We start from the raw sequence: 21884 nt of genomic DNA on the forward strand, positions 1-21884 counted from the left end.
ATTCTCCATTGAGTGAGCATCTTACACATGCAGTTGGGAAAGTTCATTGCGGACATAATGATGGTACCTTATTTCTTATTGGGCCCAATCTAGCTATTACAGCTTTCCATGTAGTAGATAGTGCAATAAGGTATGGAGAAGAAATTGAAATTGATTTTCCTATTTTAAATTGTGATGGTATCAATGCTAGTGTTCTTTTTCCTAAATCTATTGAAAACACCGATATACCTGATATTGCATTATTAGAACTCTCTAGTTCGTTAGAAATTAATCCATTAAAATTAGCTAGTCTAAATTTAGACGAGGGCATTGAGTGGACCTCTTTTGGTTATCCAGTTACTAAAGAAGAGATGGGGCAAGTTTTTAAAGGAACAGTAGCACAAGCACAAATTAATAGAAAGAGTTTGCAGTATGATATAGATTTATTCTGCACTGTACCCAACCTAAGTGATATAAATTTTAGTGCAAAAGGTGCATCAGGATCTCCAATAGTAATTGGTGAGTACGTAGTAGGAGTTTTAACTGATGTTATGCCAGGGTCAACAATTGGGATGGTTGATTTAAAAAATATTCAATCTCTACTTGGTGAGTATGATATAAATATGCCTTTTCTCGGAGATTTTGGAAAATATCAACCTGATATTAGAAAGCTTAAGGATTATTCCAGAATGGTTGCAGAAAGTAACTCTGATTATTCTAGATTATGGGTTAATCGAGAGGAAATAAAAATACATAGAGAATGTGTTAATGTAATTCAGCATAAAGCTGAAAGTGGGTCATTATTAGTTATAGGTGAGCCTGGTTCTGGTAAATCAGGAGCTTTATGTGATCTTGTAATAAATTTAATTGAGGATCAGTGTGATGTAATTTTTCTGGACGTGGGACTTATTAGCGCTGAAGGCATGGGCTCTCTCCGGAATGAATTAGGACTTACAGTCGACTTAAATCAGGTACTTGAAAATTGGTTAGGGGATAATACAGGTTACGTGGTGATAGATGCATTAGATGCAGCAAGGTCAGAGAAATCTGCTCAAACTTTAAGAAGTCTTATCTCAAGAGTAAAACGAACATCTGGGAGATGGCGAGTAGTTGCTTCTGTGCGAAAATTTGACTTGCGTCATGATAATGAACTTCGAAGGTTGTTTCAAGGACATTTAGATACCGAGTTTCAAGATCCTGAATTGGCTATGTTAAGGCACATTCAAATTCCTTTATTTAATGAAGAGGAAATTTCGGAAATTGGAAATTTAGCACCTGTGATTAATAGTTTATTAGAGGAAGCAAATGAAACAATGAGAGAATTAATCTGTTCTCCTTTTAATTTAAGAATAATAGGAGAATTGTTAGAAGAGGGAGTTCAAGAAAGTGAATTGGTTCCGATTCAAACACAGAGGGAGTTACTTGATCGTTATTGGTCTTACAGAATTATCCGCAGGGATGGCCAGCGAGATGCACGGGAATTCCTGCTAACTAAAACAGTGAAAGTAATGGTAGCTTCAAGAACTCTTAAGGTAGCACGCAACCTAGTGGTTGATGCAAGTACTAGCAATGCATTACATGATTTGTTAAGTACTAATGTATTAATTGAATGGCAGCCACCTAATACAAGAATGCCTGATAGTTCAATTATTTCTTTTTCACATCACATTTTATTTGATTTTGCGGTTCACCGACTAATGTTACAAGGTGATCATGAAAAGGTTGTAAACTTATTGGTAGAAAATCCAGAGCTTGTTTTAATAATTCGTCCTAGCCTTGTGCACCGTTTTGCTGATTTGTGGATGTTAAACGGATCGCATGATAATTTTTGGGATCTAATTTTTCGTTTAATAGAAAAAGAACAAATTCCTCAAGTTGCGAAGCTAATTGGACCATCTATAGCAGTGGAACTGGCGAATACAATTGGTGATTTTAAACTTTTATTTCAGAAACTTGATGATCAAGATGTCAATTCAAGAGTAGTGGCAGAAGAAGCATTGAGCCATTTAATTGGGGGATTTGTTGCTTCAAGATCAGAACCTTTAAAGAATGAAATATTAGAGGTATGGAGTGAAATAGCCGAACAATTAAGCAAAGAACATACTTCTTCTTCAAAAAAAGTTTTGTATTTATTACATGTTCTTTTAAAAGCTCTTTGCGAAATCAAAGGTTACTTTAATGAAAATTACATTAGCAACCTTGGAATTGCAGCTAGGCGTCTTTTGGAAAAAGGTTATGAAGATCCGGAATATGAATGGATGATAGATTCATTAATTACATGTGTATGTAAAACTTTTTCAAGCGACGGAGTGGATTCTGAAAGGTTGCTTAAAGGGTTTCTTACTCTTGAGAGGATCAGAGAAAAAGGATATAAAGAAATTCCTGTCATTGCTAGAGAACTTCCTATGCTATATAAGTATTCACCCTCATTTGTAAAGGAAGTTTATTGCATTGCATTTTTGCATGAGGAAAGTAGTGATCAGGTTACATCTTTAGGGAGAAGTCAAATTCTTCCCCTCCAATCAAATAGACGTCAAGATTATAGACATGCTTTATGGCAATTGTCAGAGGACTATCCGGATTATCTAAAAGAGGCACCTTTTCAAGCAGTGTTGGCTTTAATGAAGGTTATAGAGAATTATATATTGCGTAAACATTCAAATAATACAACGGAAAAAGAGCTTTCCTTCGAGTTTAATGAAGAAAAGGCAATTATTTATTCTGACCTTAGTTATATTTGGGATTCTGGAAGTTACCGTGAAGATGAACAGATTAAAATGCTAGATTCTTTTCAAGAATATATGATAAAACTTGGCAAAGACTATAATCAAACTAAGCTTCGTCAGGGTTTATTAAAATTAATAATTAAACATAATAAAACTGCTGTGATATGGCGTCGTCTAATAATAGCTGGCTTGTGTTGTCCGGAATCGTTAGGGTTAGAAATTCGTGAAATAGCCTGGGCAACGCCTATTCTAATAAGTAATGATACCTGCAAAGAGATTGGAGACTATATTACTGTAATTTATCCTTTTATATCAGAAGGGGACCGTAAAAAAATTGAAAACGCTATACTATCAATGCCAAAACATGGCTTCACAAAAAATAAGGAAGTAATACATCATAAGATGAGCAAATTAATTGGGTGTCTTCCTTCCGAGCTCATAGAAAGTGAAAAGGCGAAGCAATTTGTTCAGAAAGAATCTCAGAAAACGAACGGTGGCAGCTTACCTCCTAATAAGCCATTATTTGAATTATTAGAGTGGGAAGAAAGCATGCCTATTAATGAAAATGATTGGTTAAGAGAACAAGGGATATCTATAGAAGAAGAACAAAATCAAACAATTCAGAGTTTGAGATTACCTATAAAAGAATTTGTGGAGACGTATTCAAGTTCAGGAATTTCTTTCGAAAATGTCGAAGAGATAATGCCCACTTTACATAAATTAAAGAGCTCATTAGATAAAGCAGAGGAGTCGGGTGTTCATTTAAGGTTATTAGAACACGCTTGGGATAATTTAACCAATGCATGTTCTATTATTGCGAAACAAGAAGAAATAGTAGCGAATCAGGAGATTTGTGAGTTCATAAAAGTTGTTATTGTTATAAGTTCACAGAATACAAATCCGGTTTTACATCCTGAGGAAGAAGAAAGGTTCGAAGGATCAATAAGTTGGGCAATACCTGCACCTAGAATCCAAGCAGCAATCGGTATAAACAACATAGCTAAGTACGAAAAGTATATGGATAAAGATATTGAGAATACCATTAAATGCCTAAGTAAAGACCTAGTACCGGCTGTTCGTTTTAATTTAGCTAGAAAGCTCGGCTTATTACACAAAAATCATGAGGTTTTTATGTGGGAGATGGTTAGACAATTTGCACAAAATGAACGAAGCTATGCAGTATTAAAAGGGCTTATTGTATCATGCATAACACCCTTACTTTATAAAAATCCAGAGAAAGCAACTGATTTGCTGATACAGATATATAACAGGGTATTAGAAGAGGATAAGGCAGAAGACTTGCGAAATACATGTGTAACAAGTTTCCTAAATCTATTTCTTAATAAAGAAGAAGTAAATTCACGGGATGTTATTTATAAAATTATTGAAACTCCTACACTCTATTCAAGCGAGAATCTTCATCTAACTTATAATTTAAGAGAGTTATTAGTTATAGGTTCCGTAGAAGAACCTAACGAAAAACATACCTTGATACGTAAAAAATCATGGGAGCTATTAGAATTGATTGTAAGTAATTCTTTAAAGGAATTTCAATATTTACAGTCAGTATATAAAGAAAATGGTGAATTTAACGAGCTTGAACAAGAACAAATAAGGCATTTAGCTAAAATTGCAGATAGTGCATGTAAACAAATCTACTTTGCATCTAACGCTCATGATAAAAAGAAAAACCAAGAAGAAAGTAATCCATCTACTGCTTTTCATAAACGCTTTTTAGAAGAAGCAAGTGATGTCTTGAATTTACTTAGTCATTTTGGTCTTCCGCCAGTTACTCATCATTTGTTAGAAACCCTAGAATTCCTTGCACCACTAGATCCTTGTGCTGTTTTTAAGCAAATCGGTAATGTAGTTTTATTAGGCGAAGAAGGTGGATACCAGTTTGAGTCACTAGGAGTGGGCTTAATTATAAGGCTAATTGAACTATATTTAACAGAGTTTCGTTCAATTTTTATTGAAGATAGTAGTAACCACCAGATTCTCCTATCAATTTTAGATGTTTTTGTTACAGCGGGTTGGCCTGAAGCACGTAGAATAACATTCCGACTTGATCAATTATTTAGATGATAGAAGGCAATGTGTTAACAAAATTTTAAATCTAAATTAAAATGATAAAAATATATTAATTATTGAGGAGAAGCTGCTTGGTTACGAGAGAGTATAATTGTAAAGAGATAAGCGACCTATACGCCACTGAACTTAAACGGTTAAACGAGCATTTTCAATTGCCTGGTATCTATTTTTAAAAAGATAAAGAGGATCAAATTATATACATTGGTATGGCGAATGATAGCTTGTCGACAAGGGTACAACAACATATCAATGGTGAGGATAAAGCGACTTTTAATTGCAGAAAGTTTATATATAAAATAGATCTCTTATTATTTGATGATCCATCCGAAAATTTTAATAGGATAGGTGCTTTAGAATATGATCTTATAGCAACATATGATCCACCATGTATAAGTATACAAGTCGTCAGTATAACGATGTCTTAGTGAAACAGGCAGTTGATAATTATCTTAATACTGTAGATCCAAAATTGAAAAGAGATAATTGGACTCCTTATGAAAAATTTGCCTTTATTAAGGGGATTTCTATACCAGATGCAGTAATGATTGCAGCTGCTCAATTTGAGTTTGGGACTGATATGTCTCTTGTAAATGCAAAACTAAATACAAATGACTGGTTAAAAGATTTGAGAAAAAATTTTATTTCACAAATGGGTAGAAATCAGAATAGCGAGGATGAAGTTATTTCAGCTGCTTGGGAAGTTGTTCATAGTTATTATGGTGGTGAACATCAGCAAGGAGTAGCTATGCAAAAGCTGTTGAGTAAGGATAATGAATATAAAAATAAACTATCCATGATAATTAAGAGTGAAATTGTTAGAGATGAAGCTTTATATAATTTAGACAAGCCAGCTAGATATTTTGATATAGATATTTCTGATAGTGTTGAAAAGAAGGAGGTATATAATAATCCTGAAGATTTATTCGAGCAGAAATATAAAAAACTACTAGAATCAGGGGATTATTACAAGTTTGATATTGTATCTAATCAAAGGATTGATGTAGTAGGACCATTCACTCTCGAGTTTCTTCAAAAAAATGCTAGCGGAAGATACACAGAACCATTTAAGGATCCATATGGTGAGGTGATTTGGGCTTGCTTGAGCGAGAAAGAAATACTAAAAATATCAAGGATCATGAATAGAGACGATAACGGACTTGTATCAACTGACTTTGACTACAATTTTTCCGTGTAGAATATTGTTTCCCCATAGGTGTAGAAAGAAATTATGAGGGGCGTTGTAAAGTTATGTCTCCGTCCCTCTATACCTCGTTTTTTCGTTATTTAGCTCTTTCCTTGAGGAATTCATAGGGGGATATACATGGGAAAAGCATCTCGGTTTATGATACACTCTAATTATGGAAGAGCGTGAGGTGAAAGTATTGAGAGACGAGAATAAGATATACTTTCCGGAAAAGAAGATTTATTTAATGGATCAGCACAAATGGGCATTTTATATATGGGAATTAGCAAGAGAAAAAGGATTAATTAAGCCTAATGCTACCCTTTTTCATGTGGACGCCCATCTAGATGATCTCCCTTTTGTTTTAGAGGATATTCCAGAATACATAAATATTACCGGCATAGAAAACTTGAAAGCCTTTACTGATAAACATCTAAACATAGATACGTTCATCTGGCCGGCATTTGGTCGTGAAACAATCAACAATATTATCTACGTTTCTAATTTTTCAGGTAGTAAACCTTTCGAGGACTGGACCAGAGAACATGTAGAGGGACGCATTTACGAGGGTATTAGAGTTCACTCTATTCAGGAATTAAAAGAATCAATTTTCCTGGGGGGAGTAGAACCATATATTCAGGATAACTCTCTTATACTCAATCTCGATTTGGACTTCTTTAACGAAGAAGAGTTTTACGATCGTGGTCCACAATTAAAGTCAGATCAAGAAGTAGCAGAATCTTTAACTTACCTCAAGAATTTAAAGGATTGGGATTTGATTACAATTTCATTATCTCCTGAGCATTGTGGCGGAGAAGAAGCATGTAATCACTTGTTTCAACTATTCCTAAATGTTTTTGAACTCGATTTAAAGAAAGGGATATCATGGGATAAATAAAAACACATAAGAGCTTATGCGTTTTTTGTTTTAATTTTCGATTGATGCTTCAATTTTTCCAGATATATACCACTTACTTGTCATACAGTGGTTGTGAATATGTTATATGTTTTCTGTATAAAAGCTGAAGAATATAACACATTCATTTGAAATGTAAATAAATTTTTCTTAATTGAGATATCTTTTATTCAACCTTTTGAGTTAGTGAAATGAAAAACTATCCCTGATTGTATTGTCCTCGCATTTGTCCTCCTGTAAGTTTAAAACTATTTATGGAGATTTAATATAAACAATGCATTTCCTTAACAAAATAATAATTTTTAAATCAGTTTTTCTTTATTTTCTGTCCGAATAATGGGCGGCATGATGTAAAACCGACAAAAAACCTTTGATTTACAAGGGTTTGTCGGCAATAGACGTCATTTTTGATGCTCTTTTGATGCCATTTATAAATTTCCGAGGCTTCTCATAAGTTCATTGAACTTATGAGAGGCTTTTTTTCTGTCTTTTGTGGTTTGATTTTTTCAGCACTGTTCTATATCGATTTTCAATAGTTTTGATAAATGGTAGGTAACCCCGATATGGACTATTCAATATCGTCTTTACCGGCTCAGGTTCCTGCTTACGTCTTCTTTGACAAACGGCTTACTGTAACTTCAGTAAACTGCGTTTCTGTTATGATTATAAAAAGGTTTCAAAATTATTTGTCCAAACTTTTGTTACCTCTCTCTCTATTGCAGACAGGAGACCATATTGGTATACTGTCGTACGATAAAAAAAGACCCAGTTATCTAAATAGTGCCACCAATACTCTTAGACGGTTTCCCCGAGGAAAGCCCTATCAAAGAGAAATTCTGTTAAAATGTCTATTTGTGTTGCTTTTTTTAGCTACTAAAAACGATGTTTTCCTTGAAAATAAGGAAATCGTCTTTTTATGTTAAATAGTAAGAGTGACAGAATAATGACATCTGATCCCCAAAAATCACCTATCAGTGGAGTTGAATTCTTCCAACAACATCTTGATAAAATCTGTCCCGACTCTATGGAGACAGACAACCCAATTACCAGCTCTGATATTAGTTTTTTTATGATGATCAAGGAGGATTTAATAGTGCGTTTTTCAGAAATGATAGATCGTCTGGCTTTATATGATTTACACAGAAAAAGAAGCAAACATAAACATTTTTCTGCTGCTTTTAAAGCTGATGCAGACGATAGAGAGGTATTTTACAGTGCAAATATAGGTCATGTTTCAATTGATTTGAATGAATCTAAAAAAAATTATAGGGTTGGAACATTTAGTTATGAATCCTTGATTCAAACTGGGAATCTTGTTAATGATTCTTTAGAAGGGGAGGTTTTTTTAAATAAAAATGATATAGATCAACCCAATGTCATCTTTGTACACGGTTGGCGCATGAATTCGTACGATAGAATCAAAAAAATATTTCATAATCGTATAATGAACGATTTAGGCTGGAACATGTATTATTATTCTCTTCCATACCATTTTGAAAGAGAACCGGAAAATTCACTATATAGTGGCGAATTGATGATTAGTGCAAATATTGATCGTACAATTGAATCGACAAGACAGGCCGTTGTAGATTTACGAGCGTTAATTCATTGGATAAAAGCAAATAAAAAAGGCCCTGTTATCATAGTGGGAGTAAGCTTAGGAGGATGGATTACTAATCTAATTGCTACCCTAGAATCTCAAATTGATGTAATGGTATCAATCTTTTATGCCAATCGCCTTTCTTATTCGATATGGAACACGATCCCAGGTAAATACATAAGGGAAGAATTAGAACAAAATGGTGTGATCTATGAAGATTTAATAAAATATTGGAATATCACAGATCCTAGTCAAGCCTTGCCGAAAGTTAATAAAGATAACATGCTGCTGATTTCTGCTAAATACGATCAATATATTGACTTAAAAGATGCAGATTATTTATGGGAAAGTTGGGGGAAACCCACAAGATGTGTCTACAATTGTGGTCATTCCGGTATTGTTCTTTGTCGCAAAAAGTTAGCAAATGATACACTTTCCTTTATAAAAGAAAGAATATATAAGGAAACTAGTTCAGTACATTTGTAGACTTTAAATGAAAGCAATTTCTTAATAAAGATACCAAGTAATACTACCTTTTTTATATTAATAATTTTATAAAAGTCAAAAAGTCCCTTCGGTAAATGATGAGGCTTTCTCATCGACCGATATAACTATTCTCCAAAAATGAAAGCACCTGTCTGATACAAAGGTGTGCTCACCTGCTATTTAGAGCACGGCGATGCTGCAGAAAGTTGCTGGTTTGTAGCGGCTTACGACTGCGAGCATATCCATAGGGTAACCCCCTGAAATATTATCAATTCAGGCATACAGACAGTTAAACAGAGCTGCTGAAATGGTTGGTATTCCGGAGGGGATCCGGAACCAATACCATGCGAAAAACTTTCGGCTATTGGCATTACTAGCAGTTTAGGACGTGGCTCAGCTTCAAATGATTTTAAACCATGTATACCCGGAAATAACTCTTAAGGATCACGAAAAAAAGATATAAGCACATAACCTCTGAGCTGGAACAAGATCTTCAAGCTAAATATATATATAATTTGTAATATTCAATGTAAACGCTTGTATTTATGGCAGAAAGTAATATACTGAGACTGTAATCTAGAAAAGATAAATGAGTGTGATCATATGCGTAGTCATTCTGTTGTTTGTATTGGAGAATTGTTAATTGATTTCTTTTGTACCGATGTTGATGTTGATTTAATGGAAGGCCGCCATTTCTTGAAAAGTGCCGGCGGCGCACCGGCGAATGTGTCAGCGGCCATTGCCAAGCTGGGCGGAGACGCCGCTTTCAGCGGAAAAGTAGGCAAGGATCCGTTTGGGTATTTTCTGAAGCAAACATTGGACGCTGCACAGGTGGATACCTCCATGCTGGTCATGGATGAGAAAGCGCCTACAACGCTTGCGTTTGTTTCGTTAAAGCAAAATGGGGAGCGCGATTTTGTTTTTAATAGAGGCGCGGACGCTTTGTTTACGCTGGAGGATATTGATCAGGAAAAACTAAACGAAGCGAAAATCCTTCATTTCGGCTCAGCGACGGCATTGTTATCAGATCCGTTTTGCTCAGCTTATTTACAGCTGATGTCGATTGTGAAAGACAATGGACAGTTTATATCGTTCGACCCTAACTATCGTGAGGATTTATGGAAGGGAAGGGTTTCAGAGTTTGTAAGTGTCGCAAAAAAAGCGATTACTGTAAGTGATGTTGTGAAAGTCAGTGACGAGGAACTGGAGATCATCAGCGGTGCGAAGGATCACGAAAAGGGTGTTGCGATCCTTCATGAGATTGGAGCCAAAATTGTTGCTGTGACACTTGGGAAAAGCGGAACGCTTCTTTCGAATGGAAAAGATCATGAAATCATTCCGAGCATTCCGGTTACATCAATTGACTCAACAGGAGCGGGAGATGCTTTTGTCGGCGCCGCTTTATATCAATTGGCAAACACGGATCAGATTCAATCTGTTGATGCTGATTTTGCGAAGCTGCGTGAGATTGTGGCGTTTGCCAATAAGGTGGGCGCTCTTGTGTGCACTAAAATCGGGGCGATCGATGCACTGCCCAGCATGGAAGAGATTGAAGTTTATTTGTGACCATCGAGGATGTTTTCTTGAAAGTCTTTGGACTTTGGGAAACATCCTTTTTTATATTGTGCGTAAATGTTAAATTCGGGTAAAAAGTTATGTATTTTCTATTAGGATTTCATTTTTTATTAAAAAAGTGAAACTTTTAACGATAATAAATAGTATATGTGGTAAGAAGTTTAACGAAATAGCGGAGGAACTACATGATGAGTATAATAACGAGATTCAAAGATATTATGTCGGCGAATATCAATGCTTTGTTGGATAAGGCTGAAAATCCAGAGAAAATGGCAGATCAATATTTAAGAAACATGAACAGCGATTTGTCTAAGGTAAAGGCAGAAACAGCAGCCGTTATGGCTGAGGAGCAAAGGACAAAAAGAGAATTACGTGAATGCCAGGCAGACATGGAGAAAATGGAAAGCTATGCGATGAAGGCGCTGCAAGCGGGGAATGAGGGCGATGCGAGAACATTCCTTGAAAGAAAAACATCTTTAGGATCAAAGCTTTCTGAGCTGCAGACGGCGAATCAAATGGCTGCTGCCAATGCCGCGCAAATGAGAAAGATGCATGACAAACTGGTGTCTGACATTGGAGAGCTGGAAGCACGCAAAAATATGATCAAGGCGAAGTGGGCAGTAGCGAAAACGCAAGATAGAATGAACAAGCTGGGCGCTTCTGTTTCGGGTGCCAGCCAATCAATGTCTGCATTCGGCAGAATGGAGGACAAAGTAAATCAGGCACTTGATCAGGCGAATGCAATGGCTGAACTGAACAGCGCTCCGCTGGATGATATTGATGATCTGACTGCTAAATATGATACTGTCGGTTCAAGTCAGGTGGATGATGAACTTGCGGCGTTAAAAGCGAAAATGATGCTCGATAAATAATACATAGGAGGCCGCAGCTTTTCGGCTGCGGCACATTTTATCATAAGATGTGAGAGGGAACGGTAATGATAATATCTTATAAGTGTCCGAACTGCGGCAGTGATATGGCATTTGACAGTGAATCCGGGTCGTTATCCTGCGGCAGCTGCGGAAGACAGGACAATATTGAAAGCCTTCCGAAAGAAAACATTGCGGCGCGGTTTTCTGATGATGAAGCAAAGGAATATCAATGTGAAAACTGCGGTGCCGTTTTAATGACGGAAGCTGAAACGACAGCGACAACGTGCAGTTTTTGCGGAGGTGCTGCTATACTTGCCGATCGTTTATCAGGACATTTGGCGCCGGCGAAGGTCATTCCATTTACAATCAGTAAACAAGAAGCAGAGCAGGCATTTCGAAAGTGGTGCAAAAAAGGTCTTCTGACACCAAGAGGTTTCATGTCGGCTGATCGTATTAAAAGCATCACCGGCATGTATATTCCATTTTGGATGTTTGATTTAAATAGTGAAGTACAGGTGACAGCGAACTGTACCAGAGTCCATCAATATGAAGAAGGGGATTATATTTGCACGGAAACAGAGCACTTTGAAGCGTTTCGTGATATCAATCTCGATTATTTGAAAATTCCTGTGGATGCCTCTGAAAAAATGAAAGATGAATTAATGGATAAATTGGAGCCTTATTCATACGATGAGCTGAAGGACTTTCAAACGGCATATTTGGCCGGTTATATTGCGGAAAAATACAATTATACCGATGAGGAGCTTTTTCCGAGGGCAAAAGAGAAAGTCAGCAATTATATAGATTCATACATACATTCTACTTTTTCCGGATATACGTCAGTCAATGTGAGGGACAAACATATTCACACGAAAAACGTGAACAGCTTTTACGTTCTGCTTCCCGTTTGGATGGTCAGTTACGATTATGAAAGAGCAGAGCATACTTTTGCGATGAACGGGCAAACAGGCAAGGTTGTCGGAAAGCCGCCGATCAGTTCAGGAAAAGTGGCGGCGTGGTTTAGCGGAATAGCAGGCGGGGCATTTCTTGCGTTGAAGCTCGTCTCATTGATGATGGGAGGCGGATTTTGATGCGGGGATTTTTCGGGAAAGCGATTTTTGTTGTGCTGGCTGTTTTCATCATGATGCCGGTACTGGGGATCGGAGCGGTGAGAGCTTCTGAATCACAGCAGCATGTGTATGACCATGCTCATCTATTATCGAAAGCAGAAATCGGAAAACTCGAATCTCTCTCGGCAGAGCTGGGGGCAAAGAGGGACACTGATTTCATCATTATTACGACAAAAAGCACGAACGGTGAGGATATTGCCGATTATGCCGGCGACTTTTATGATCGTTACGGAAAAGGCAGTACAGCTATTTTAACGATTGATATGGCGGATAGAGAAGTATTCATCGCGGGCTTCAAAAAAGCTGAAAAGTATTTGGACAACAGCAGGCTAAACAGCATCAGAAATACGATTTCATCTGATTTATCAAATGAAGATTATTTCAAAGCTTTTCAGACATATATTCAGCTTTCCTATAAAGATATGGGCATAAAACCGGGAATCAATCCCGACAACATATTCTTTACATGGTGGTTTCAGCTCATTGTTGCCATCGCAGTCGGAGGCATCGCGGTTTCAATCATGCTTTATCATGCAGGCGGCAAAGTAACGGTTAATGGGAATACATATATGGATCAACGTACGTCCGATGTGATTGATCAATATGACACTTATATCAGAACGACTGTAACAAGAGAAAGAAAACCGTCAAATGATAAAGACAGCGGCGATGGCGGGGTTACGAAAGGCGGTACGTCATACAGCGGAAGCCGCGGCAGTTTCTAAAAGTAAGAAATAGAGAAAGGGAGAGGCATAATGTCGTTTTTCAGAAATCAATTAGCGAATGTAGTTGAGTGGGAAGAATTTAGAGATGATATGATTTTTTATAAATGGAACAATCGTGAAATTAAAAAAGGGAGCCGTTTAATCATTCGTCCCGGACAGGATGCTGTGTTTTTGAGCAATGGCAGGGTTGAAGGGATGTTTCAAGATGACGGTGATTATGATATTGAATCTGAGATTATTCCATTCCTGTCAACATTAAAGGGCTTTAAGTTTGGGTTTAACAGCGGCATGCGCGCCGAGGTGCTGTTTGTTAATACGAAGGAATTTACCGTAAGATGGGGAACAAAGCAGGCGATAAATATTCCGGCAGCGGGAATGCCTGGCGGGATGCCGATTCGCGCGAACGGCACATTTAATTTCAAGGTGCAGGACTATATCAGCTTGATTGATAAAATCGCCGGCGTGAAGGATCAGTATTTTGTAGAGGATATTAAAACCCGGATCACTTCCATTCTGGATCAGCTTCTTATGAAGTGGATCACTAGAGAAGGGAAAGACATGTTTAATCTCCAAGCCAACGCTTTTGACATTGCGAAGGGGATTCAAGAAGACTTAGATATGCAATTAATCAGCGACGGAATGACGATCACCGGTTTTCAAATCATGAGCTTTAATTACCCTCAAGAGGTTCAAGATATGATTACAAAGAACGCTTCCTACGGCATGGTTGGGGATGTAAATAGATACCAGCAAATTTCAATGACGGATGGAATGGCGTCCGGAAAGATGAGCGGAGGCGGGGCGGCTTCTGATATGGCTGGAATGATGATGGGAATGAATATGGCCAACCAGATGATGAATCAAATGAATCAGAATCAGCAGGCGCAGTCATCAGGATCACAGTCATCTGGCAGCGGAAGCAAACCAAATTTCTGTCCGAACTGCGGCACAAAAACCGGTGAAGCTAATTTTTGCCCGAATTGCGGCCAAAAGCTTGTGTAAGAATGATACAGTGAAAAGTCCGGAGTGGTCAGACACTCGGGACTTTTTTTATGCGTTGTCTATTGTCTGCTCCTGAACAGGCCATTTTCGGGCACCAGCTTGGACAATGCCTAGCAGCAATTGACGCCGTTCCTGTAAAGAATGGATAGCCGTTTGGAATGTCTGCTTTGATAAAGTGGGTATGCCTTTTTGTTGAAGCTTTGTGATGTCTGGTTCCGGCGGCGCTTGTTCAGCTGAATGGATATACGCGGTATGAACGGTATCCAAATAGTTTTTAATGCTTGAGCGCGTTTCTTTGATGTGAAGCTGGTTCGGCTGATATTGTTCAGGAATGCCGTATTTCAAAATGGTTAATGCCTCATCCAATACAGTGACAGCTATAATGGATGATTCCTGGCGCTGCGTGCTATGGTAAAAATGAAGAATAGGGAAGGCGTAATGCTGAGCGGTCAGCTTTCCCAGCTCTGATGAGATCGTGACAAGAAGAAAATCAATGTCGTGAAAATCTTTGCCGTTCCATGCATTCTGGACAATTTCAGTTCCGTCACGCCCCACGCCCCACGCTTAATACACCTTGGGCAAAGGAGCGCTTTTGGTTAACCGCACTTAATACGGAAATCAAATAGGTGACAGAAAATGTGATTGTGAGGAGGCCATGAGCTGTTTCTATGACCGTGACGAGCTTCCATAGGTCTCCGTTTGGTGCGAGGTCGCCATTCCCTAATGTAAACATGACATAACCGGTAAAATAAATTCGGTCTGACAAGGATGCCGGTTCTTTCGTTTGAGTGTCCATAAGTGAATGGGGGTCACTTGAGAAAATCAAAAACCACCCGTCCCAAAATAAAATGATCCATATCACTAATGTCAGGCATAACAGCAGAGGACCTGCCGTGCTGAGAACCTTTGCGTGGTCTCCGCTGATTTTGCGGAAGCCTTTCCACAGCCATGCTGACAAACATCTTGTGATCGGGCCTGCGCCGCTCTCTAACCATAATGTGGTCCATAAAAAATCGATCATGCCTGCTGTTAACAATAAAAGGCCTGCAATGACATAAACCTCATTCAATTTTGTTGCCTCCCTTAGCCAGCCATCTTTTCTTTTTTATTTCCTTTTACCTTTAGTCTGAAACAATTGTTCAAATGTTTGATAAGAAAGTCATTGTATAGAAGAAAAACAGGAGGAGTTACCCAACAGTTAACCATCTTGTCGTTGATAGCAGATAAACAGAAACTCACAGAAATTTTGACTAGATTTACTTATTTTCACAAAGAAAAAAGTTCATTTTCCCCTTGAATTGATGATTTTTCTTTGATTAGATAAAAAATTTTCAGAAATTTATATTGACTGTAAGTGTTTTTATAATTATGATAATATCAGAAGTAACAAAAATGTCACTATTATATTACTAAAATAGAACTATCAAGTGACTATAAAGTAACAAGTTGTCGAGTGTATGTGCAAAGAAATGCTCACTGTTTTTTTTAGATGAAAATGAAATCGCTTCCAAAAGAACTGAGAGGCTAAGCTGAAGGGAAGGTAATGAGGCCATTGGATAAACATGAAGAATTTTTTCTGAAGCCTTCTCACCAGATGTAAGAAAAGCAGCAACCCTAGAATAAGTTTTTGAAATACGCAGTAATCGATTTTGAAAAAGACTGGGGGAAACAGTATGAATAAACAAGGTAATCAAATGTCATTTTTACGTACAGTTATTATAGTCTCGACTTTCGGCGGTCTCCTCTTCGGTTATGATACGGGAGTGCTTAATGGAGCTTTGCCGTATATGGGAGAGCCGGACCAGCTTAACCTCAATGCCTTCACAGAGGGGCTTGTCACCAGTTCACTTCTTTTTGGAGCCGCATTGGGTGCCGTATTTGGCGGCAGGATGTCTGATTTTAACGGCCGCCGCAAAAATATTTTGTTCCTCGCTGTTATATTTTTCATATCAACGCTCGGGTGTACGTTTGCTCCAAATGTAACGATCATGATTATCTCCCGTTTTGTGCTCGGAATTGCGGTCGGGGGCGCATCAGTTACGGTTCCTGCCTATTTAGCGGAGATGTCTCCTATGGAAAGCAGGGGGCGGATGGTGACGCAGAATGAACTGATGATTGTATCAGGACAGCTTTTGGCCTTTATTTTTAATGCGATTCTCGGAACAACAATGGGAGACAGCTCCAATGTGTGGAGATTTATGCTCGTCATTGCGTCGCTCCCTGCGGTATTCTTGTTTTTCGGTATGCTTAGAATGCCTGAGAGTCCTCGCTGGCTCGTCTCTAAAGGGAGAAAAGAAGATGCTTTGCGGGTTTTGAAAAAAATTAGGGATGAAAAGCAGGCTGCGTCTGAGCTGGAAGAAATTGAATTCGCTTTCAAAAAAGAAGATAAGCTTGAAAAAGCGACGTTTAAAGATCTTGCGGTACCGTGGGTGCGCCGGATTGTGTTCATTGGAATCGGGATTGCGATTGTACAGCAAATTACAGGTGTAAACTCAATTATGTATTATGGTACTGAAATTTTAAGAGATGCCGGTTTTCAAACGAAAGCCGCATTAATCGGAAATATCGCGAATGGCGTGATTTCGGTATTGGCAACATTCGTCGGAATCTGGCTGCTAGGGAAAGTTGGCCGCCGGCCGATGCTGATGACAGGTTTGATCGGTACGACAACGGCATTATTGCTGATCGGGATATTCTCACTTGTGCTCGAAGGATCACCGGCTCTTCCATATGTGGTTCTGTCGTTAACAGTGACATTCCTTGCATTTCAGCAGGGTGCGATCTCGCCAGTGACGTGGCTGATGCTTTCTGAGATTTTCCCGCTCCGCCTTCGCGGTTTGGGAATGGGGGTCACGGTATTCTGTCTGTGGATGGTGAATTTTGCAGTCAGTTTCACTTTCCCGATATTGCTGGCCGCGATTGGGCTGTCCACAACGTTCTTTATCTTCGTTGTACTAGGAATTTGCTCTGTATTGTTTGTGAAGACATTTTTACCGGAAACGAAAGGGCTTTCGCTTGAGCAGCTGGAGGATAATTTCCGCGCTTATGTTCGCGGCGAGGCGAAGAAAGATTCCAGCTCTGAAGTGGTTGGATAAGGCATATAAAAAGAATCCGCATCTGTGTGCGGATTCTTTTTTGTTCCATTAGTTAGGTCTGACAAGGATTTTGACTTGGTTTTTCTCTTTAATAAGAGCCCCGAAGCCTTCCTCGATCAAATCGTCTAATACGATTTTTTTTGTTACAAGTTTGTCAGCTGCAAAATAACCTTCTTTCATTAATGACAATACAGCCGGGAAGATGTCGCGGTATCCGATAATTCCTTTGACTGTACGTTCTTTGATGACGATGTCGTTCGGGTGGATTTCAGCGCCTTTTTCCCAAATGCTTACAATGACTGTTTCACCGGCAATTGTAGTGGATTGGATCGCTTGTCGCAGTACCACTGGAACGCCAGTGACTTCGAATGCTACGTCGACACCGCCTCCAGTACGTTCTGCAATTTCAGCGACTACATCATCTGTTTTGGACGGATCAACGATGATGGCTCCAAGCTCCTCAGCTTTTTGCTGGCGTTCAGGTGAAAGCTCGACAGCGTAAATGTCAGTCGCTCCAGCAGCCTTCAGCGCTTCAATCACAAGAAGCCCGATCGGTCCGCAGCCGAATACAGCCGCTTTGTCACCGGCTTTGATTTTGCTTGAGCGGACAGCGTATAAAGCGACCGCGGAAGGCTCAACAAGAGCGCCTTGTTCATATGATAATTCCTCAGGAAGTTTGAACAACAGCTCTTCATCTACAGAGACGTATTCAGAGAAACCGCCGCCTCCGCCGGCTAAGCCGAGGAATCCCATTTGTTCATCAAGGTTGTAGGCGCCCTGGTGACCGTGTGTTGCAAAAATCGGTTCGACTACGACTCGGTCTCCTGCTTTATAATTTTCAACGCCTTCGCCGACTTCAACAACTTCACCGGAGAATTCATGGCCCATTGTGACAGGTGCTGTTTCATTCGTTAATGGATGCGGTTTGTCAACCGGAATAAAGATCGGGCCGCCAAGATACTCGTGTAAATCACTGCCGCAGATACCGCACCATTTGACTTTGATCTTTACTTTTCCCGGCTCTGTTTTTGGCTCTTCAATATTTTCAATACGGATATCCTTTTGGTTATGCCATCTTGCTGCCTTCATGGATTACCACTCCTATATCTTTTTATATGAGTAATTCCGCACTGATCAATATGAACTGTTCACAAAATCGCCATTTTTAAAACCAAAAAAGAAATGAAAATTTTATATAATGTAATTTACGTTTTTAAAAAAAGAAATTTTGAAGAAAAAAGAGTCTCGCACGCTCTTTTTTCTTTATTATGAGAGAGTATGAATCGTTTACATAACTATGAAATTTGGTTTGAACAATACGGTCATGGTTCGTTCATATTGAATGCGATAACTACTCTATCAACAATTATAACGCTTATATTCCAATTATAATAGGATAATCTTCCATGGTTTATTTTAGCATTGGTAACTATTCTGACTTTGTAACATTACTGTAAGGATATTGAAATAAAAATTCCCTGGTTGATCGTGTATAATTTTTCTAGATGTTAACAAACAGGGGGACGAAATGTTGAAGAAAGTCATTTTAGCCGCTTTTATCTTAGTAGGAAGTACTTTGGGAGCTTTCAGTTTTTCAGCAGATGCCAGTGCGAAACATGTGAATGGAAATATTACTTGGTATAATGGAGTCGGGAAAAAAGGCTCTTCAGGAAAAAAACTTGGACACTGGGACTGTGCGACCAAGATCGGATTTGATGTTCCTAAAAACGGGACAAAAATCAGAGCTTATGCAAAAGCGAAGCCTAAAAAGGTGATTACGGTTTACAAAAATGATGTTGGCAGAATGCCTCATGCAGTACTGGATGTAAGCCCTAAAGCGTTTAAAGCGCTTGGATACCCATTAAGCAAAGGAAAAGTAGCGGGACATTACAGCTATTAATCTACATATATAATCTGTAAAGCAAGAAGTCACATTCTTGCTTTTTCTATTGGTGGAGATAAGAGATGAAAAAAAGAATCATATTATTGTTAACAGTCGTGATAGCGGCAGCGGGCTTTGTGTTTTATGTTGTAAAGGATAAAGGCCATGAGAGCGCTGCTGATGTTTCAGTCAATACGGAAAGCGGTGATCAGCTGCTCGTTTCGATTACGAATACCGATCTGCTGACGAAGTATTATGAAAATGACAAGGTGATCCATGAGGAGGAGCTGACCGGCTATCCGGCATTTGCCTTGGATCAAAAGCAGCGGGTGCTCTATTATACGGGCAATAATGATCAAAATGAAATGAGGCTCTTTAAGCTGGATCTAAAGTCTAATAAAAAGATGATGCTGTATAAAGGCGCTGAGAGTGCGGACAGCTTGTTTTTATCGAGGGACCGTTCAACCATCTATTTCCGTTTAGGGAAAGCGGACGAAAGCAATTTTCGGATCGCGTCCTTTGATCTGAAAACGAAGAAATACAAAAACCTTTATCCTGCCGTGAATGATCAGGATGACAGCGTCAGCAGCTTCTTTTATAACAAAAAAACAGATTCATTTGCATTTCTTCATTATTCTGTAGAAGAAGATTACAAGAAAACAGATGAAGCGAACGAAAAGGGGATCGATCCTGAACCGACAACGATTCATTTTGCGTCAGGCCGTCAAAACAAATTTGATGAGCTGAAGAGCCTTGACCAGTTTATCAGTGATATTGCTGTTTCTGATGATGATAAACGTATGTTGTTTACATCATATACACAAAAAGGCACGGAGCAAACCGCTTCTATTCAGATGCTGAAGGCGGATACGAAAAAATATGAAAATATCATTTCGAATCAAAAAAACTTTAAGCTGTTAATTGACGCTCAGCCGCAGTTTTCTAAGGATGGAAAGAAAATTTATTTTCTCGCCGAAGCCAAGGGAGCTAAAAAATTGAAGGATGAAACAGGGCGTGAAGCAAAGGTTCGGACGATTTATTCCTACAACCTTGGAAAAAAGACGTTCAAAAAAGTGTGGGAAAATCCGAACGGCATCATCAACAGCTTTTCTGTTATTAGCTGAAAAAACCACTCGGCATGGGCTGAGTGGTTTTTTAATGGACGAGATGGAGGACTGATGAACCGAGCCATTTAAAGAAATGGATCAGCGGTATCGACAAAAACAGAAGTTCAACATATGAGTTGATGGCAAGGTTCAGCTTTTTGAACTGAGCTCTTTTTTTTAGGTCGTTTCGCTGCTGGTTTGCGATCATGTTATCATCTCATTGATATCCATATTATACCATAACGGCAGGTGAAAAAAAGCCCTAAACGTAGACAGTTTTGGGCTTCTTTCTTTGTTTTAGGCCACTTTTGAAATGGAGGCTTTTTAGTCTGGATATAGAATTTGCGTCTCCGTTCGGGGAATGTTTGCTTGCAGGAGACTGCATTTGTTTATAGGGAAGAGCTAGCTTGTTTTCGTTTGACCGTTGTTTTGGAGATTCACTAATGAACGGATGCCGTCAATCATTTTGCTGCCACACAAAGGGCATGATGGCGAGTCACTGCTGGCAAAGTTTTTTCTGCTCCAGCCGTTGCAGTCTTCTTTTGTGCATTCCCAAGTACTCACATCTTCTTTAGGCAGCGGTTCTTGATTACGTTTATTATAGTAAGACATAAAGTCACTTCTTCCCTCATGTATTTTAACTGCACATTTCTTATTGTCTCATACTTTTCCCCAATCTCCTAATTCCTTTTTCTTTATGGCTTTCCAATCAGACCATCTAAAAAGGAGAGGAGTGTACTGTTAAAAGCATCAGGCTCTTCTAAAAACGGGCAATGGCTACTTTTAGAAAAGGTGACGAGCGTGGAGTTGGAAATTTTGCCGCGCAAGTGTTCTCCAGCTGCTGTAGAGAAAAATTTGCGGTCTTCCCCGAAGCAAAGCAATGTCGGTACAGTGATGTTTTGAAGGGTGCCGCGGTAATCAGCAGCCGTTTGGTTAAATAAAATCGTGCTTGAAATGGCAGCCGGCTGTTTGAGGATTTCTGCCAGCATCCATTCTTTTTCTGTCTCAGCAGGCGGTTCCGCGAACATATTCTGGATGAAGCTTTCGTAGAATGGCAGCGGATCAGTCTGAATGGCGTGCATCGCCGTTTTTAAACCGTCAAAATCAAACGGGCCGTGTTTCCAGCCCTCCCACTGATAGTCGGAAGCGGATTGGTCGATGATTACAGCGGCTTGTATGTTATCATTCCCAAATTGATTGAGATAATCCCATACGACAAAAGCGCCCATTGACCAGCCGGCGAGAACGGCACGATCGAGCTCCATTGCTTTTAGAAACTCCCTTACGTCGCGGGCGTATTGGGAAATGGTGTGGCCGTGAAGCACTTTGTCGGATTCGCCGTGTCCTCTAAGGTCGAGACGAATAAACTGATAATTGGCAGATAGTGCTGAACATTGTTTGTGAAAAAACTGCCCGCTCATCAGCACCCCGTGTATAAACAGGATCGGTGTACCGCTCCCGTGCGTTTCATAGTATAGACGTGTCTGATCTTCTAATGTGATGTATGGCATGTTTC

Annotated in this window: 17 protein-coding genes and 3 pseudogenes; 15 read left to right on the forward strand and 5 right to left on the reverse strand. The window is 39.1% G+C overall.

Annotation, left to right across the window (positions count from 1 at the left end; translation table 11 throughout):
• Nucleotides 1-8: 8 nt before the first annotated feature.
• From ABZM97_RS03425 to ABZM97_RS03480, 12 genes and pseudogenes are all read left to right on the forward strand, one after another.
• The gene (locus ABZM97_RS03425) at nt 9-4790 is read left to right on the forward strand and encodes a trypsin-like serine protease (protein ID WP_367387219.1); all 4782 of its coding nucleotides are present in this window, start codon (nt 9-11) and stop codon (nt 4788-4790) included.
• A 197-nt stretch (nt 4791-4987) separates the two neighbouring features.
• Complete coding sequence (locus tag ABZM97_RS03430; protein ID WP_367387476.1) at nt 4988-5221, forward strand: hypothetical protein; 234 nt, start codon at nt 4988-4990, stop codon at nt 5219-5221.
• Nucleotides 5221-5991, forward strand: coding sequence for a hypothetical protein (locus ABZM97_RS03435; protein WP_367387220.1), 771 nt, complete (start codon nt 5221-5223; stop codon nt 5989-5991). Before ABZM97_RS03430 ends, ABZM97_RS03435 begins: the two co-directional genes overlap by 1 nt.
• Nucleotides 5992-6226: 235 nt before the next feature.
• On the forward strand, nt 6227-6877 hold the full coding sequence (locus ABZM97_RS03440; RefSeq protein WP_367387221.1) for a UPF0489 family protein: 651 nt from the start codon (nt 6227-6229) through the stop codon (nt 6875-6877).
• Nucleotides 6878-7811: 934 nt separating this feature from the next.
• Nucleotides 7812-8150, forward strand: a pseudogene (locus tag ABZM97_RS03445) (abhydrolase domain-containing 18); the annotation flags it as partial.
• A 144-nt stretch (nt 8151-8294) separates the two neighbouring features.
• Nucleotides 8295-8981 (forward strand): alpha/beta hydrolase family protein, encoded by a 687-nt coding sequence (locus ABZM97_RS03450; protein WP_367387477.1) that lies wholly within the window; start codon nt 8295-8297, stop codon nt 8979-8981.
• Between the two features lie 274 nt (nt 8982-9255).
• Nucleotides 9256-9502, forward strand: a pseudogene (locus ABZM97_RS03455) (hypothetical protein); the annotation flags it as partial.
• A gap of 82 nt (nt 9503-9584) precedes the next feature.
• Nucleotides 9585-10547: a carbohydrate kinase gene (locus ABZM97_RS03460; protein WP_367387222.1), complete on the forward strand. Its 963-nt coding sequence runs from the start codon at nt 9585-9587 to the stop codon at nt 10545-10547.
• A 197-nt stretch (nt 10548-10744) separates the two neighbouring features.
• Nucleotides 10745-11428, forward strand: a complete 684-nt coding sequence (locus ABZM97_RS03465; protein ID WP_202328409.1) for a PspA/IM30 family protein — start codon at nt 10745-10747, stop codon at nt 11426-11428.
• Nucleotides 11429-11493: 65 nt separating this feature from the next.
• Nucleotides 11494-12519: a TFIIB-type zinc ribbon-containing protein gene (locus ABZM97_RS03470; RefSeq protein WP_253268868.1), complete on the forward strand. Its 1026-nt coding sequence runs from the start codon at nt 11494-11496 to the stop codon at nt 12517-12519.
• Nucleotides 12519-13283 carry a YgcG family protein gene (locus tag ABZM97_RS03475; protein WP_087991320.1) on the forward strand — a complete coding sequence of 255 codons (765 nt, stop codon included), beginning with the start codon at nt 12519-12521 and terminating at the stop codon, nt 13281-13283. The genes ABZM97_RS03470 and ABZM97_RS03475 overlap by 1 nt, the downstream gene beginning before the upstream one ends.
• Before the next feature lie 30 nt (nt 13284-13313).
• A complete protein-coding gene (locus tag ABZM97_RS03480) occupies nt 13314-14285 on the forward strand; it encodes an SPFH domain-containing protein (protein ID WP_202328356.1) in 972 nt (323 codons plus the stop codon).
• Nucleotides 14286-14333: 48 nt separating this feature from the next.
• Here the strand turns inward: ABZM97_RS03480 and ABZM97_RS03485 are convergent.
• Nucleotides 14334-15354: pseudogene (locus ABZM97_RS03485) on the reverse strand (potassium channel family protein).
• A gap of 604 nt (nt 15355-15958) precedes the next feature.
• Here ABZM97_RS03485 and ABZM97_RS03490 point away from each other — a divergent pair.
• Nucleotides 15959-17380 (forward strand): sugar porter family MFS transporter, encoded by a 1422-nt coding sequence (locus ABZM97_RS03490; protein ID WP_289346585.1) that lies wholly within the window; start codon nt 15959-15961, stop codon nt 17378-17380.
• Between the two features lie 48 nt (nt 17381-17428).
• On the opposite strand, the gene bdhA is transcribed toward ABZM97_RS03490, so the two are convergent.
• Complete coding sequence (bdhA, locus tag ABZM97_RS03495) at nt 17429-18469, reverse strand: (R,R)-butanediol dehydrogenase (RefSeq protein ID WP_087991323.1); 1041 nt, start codon at nt 18467-18469, stop codon at nt 17429-17431.
• Nucleotides 18470-18908: 439 nt separating this feature from the next.
• On the opposite strand from bdhA, the gene walM reads away from it, so the two are divergent.
• The gene (gene walM, locus ABZM97_RS03500; RefSeq protein WP_087991324.1) at nt 18909-19280 is read left to right on the forward strand and encodes a cell wall metabolism protein WalM; all 372 of its coding nucleotides are present in this window, start codon (nt 18909-18911) and stop codon (nt 19278-19280) included.
• 65 nt (nt 19281-19345) lie between these two features.
• On the forward strand, nt 19346-20386 hold the full coding sequence (locus tag ABZM97_RS03505; RefSeq protein WP_087991325.1) for a PD40 domain-containing protein: 1041 nt from the start codon (nt 19346-19348) through the stop codon (nt 20384-20386).
• A 31-nt stretch (nt 20387-20417) separates the two neighbouring features.
• Here ABZM97_RS03505 and ABZM97_RS03510 read toward each other — a convergent pair whose 3' ends face one another.
• From ABZM97_RS03510 to ABZM97_RS03520, 3 genes are all read right to left on the reverse strand, one after another.
• A complete protein-coding gene (locus ABZM97_RS03510) occupies nt 20418-20576 on the reverse strand; it encodes a hypothetical protein (RefSeq protein WP_087991326.1) in 159 nt (52 codons plus the stop codon).
• Between the two features lie 194 nt (nt 20577-20770).
• Nucleotides 20771-20980 carry a cold-shock protein gene (locus tag ABZM97_RS03515; protein ID WP_087991327.1) on the reverse strand — a complete coding sequence of 70 codons (210 nt, stop codon included), beginning with the start codon at nt 20978-20980 and terminating at the stop codon, nt 20771-20773.
• An 83-nt stretch (nt 20981-21063) separates the two neighbouring features.
• Nucleotides 21064-21879: an alpha/beta fold hydrolase gene (locus ABZM97_RS03520; RefSeq protein WP_087991328.1), complete on the reverse strand. Its 816-nt coding sequence runs from the start codon at nt 21877-21879 to the stop codon at nt 21064-21066.
• Nucleotides 21880-21884 lie beyond the last annotated feature (5 nt).

Origin of the sequence: Bacillus vallismortis (genome assembly GCF_040784915.1) — a bacterium.
GTDB lineage: Bacteria > Bacillota > Bacilli > Bacillales > Bacillaceae > Bacillus > Bacillus subtilis_G.

Bases quoted from the DNA above. Each gene is read 5' to 3' on its own strand.
- ABZM97_RS03470 (WP_253268868.1), top strand. From the start codon at position 11,494: ATGATAATATCTTATAAGTGTCCGAACTGCGGCAGTGATATGGCATTT.
- ABZM97_RS03480 (WP_202328356.1), top strand. From the start codon at position 13,314: ATGTCGTTTTTCAGAAATCAATTAGCGAATGTAGTTGAGTGGGAAGAA.
- ABZM97_RS03520 (WP_087991328.1), bottom strand. From the start codon at position 21,879: ATGCCATACATCACATTAGAAGATCAGACACGTCTATACTATGAAACG.
- ABZM97_RS03465 (WP_202328409.1), top strand. From the start codon at position 10,745: ATGAGTATAATAACGAGATTCAAAGATATTATGTCGGCGAATATCAAT.
- ABZM97_RS03450 (WP_367387477.1), top strand. From the start codon at position 8,295: ATGAATTCGTACGATAGAATCAAAAAAATATTTCATAATCGTATAATG.
- ABZM97_RS03505 (WP_087991325.1), top strand. From the start codon at position 19,346: ATGAAAAAAAGAATCATATTATTGTTAACAGTCGTGATAGCGGCAGCG.
- ABZM97_RS03515 (WP_087991327.1), bottom strand. From the start codon at position 20,980: ATGTCTTACTATAATAAACGTAATCAAGAACCGCTGCCTAAAGAAGAT.
- walM (WP_087991324.1), top strand. From the start codon at position 18,909: ATGTTGAAGAAAGTCATTTTAGCCGCTTTTATCTTAGTAGGAAGTACT.
- ABZM97_RS03490 (WP_289346585.1), top strand. From the start codon at position 15,959: ATGAATAAACAAGGTAATCAAATGTCATTTTTACGTACAGTTATTATA.
- ABZM97_RS03460 (WP_367387222.1), top strand. From the start codon at position 9,585: ATGCGTAGTCATTCTGTTGTTTGTATTGGAGAATTGTTAATTGATTTC.
- ABZM97_RS03440 (WP_367387221.1), top strand. From the start codon at position 6,227: ATGGATCAGCACAAATGGGCATTTTATATATGGGAATTAGCAAGAGAA.
- ABZM97_RS03475 (WP_087991320.1), top strand. From the start codon at position 12,519: ATGCGGGGATTTTTCGGGAAAGCGATTTTTGTTGTGCTGGCTGTTTTC.
- bdhA (WP_087991323.1), bottom strand. From the start codon at position 18,469: ATGAAGGCAGCAAGATGGCATAACCAAAAGGATATCCGTATTGAAAAT.
- ABZM97_RS03510 (WP_087991326.1), bottom strand. From the start codon at position 20,576: ATGATCGCAAACCAGCAGCGAAACGACCTAAAAAAAAGAGCTCAGTTC.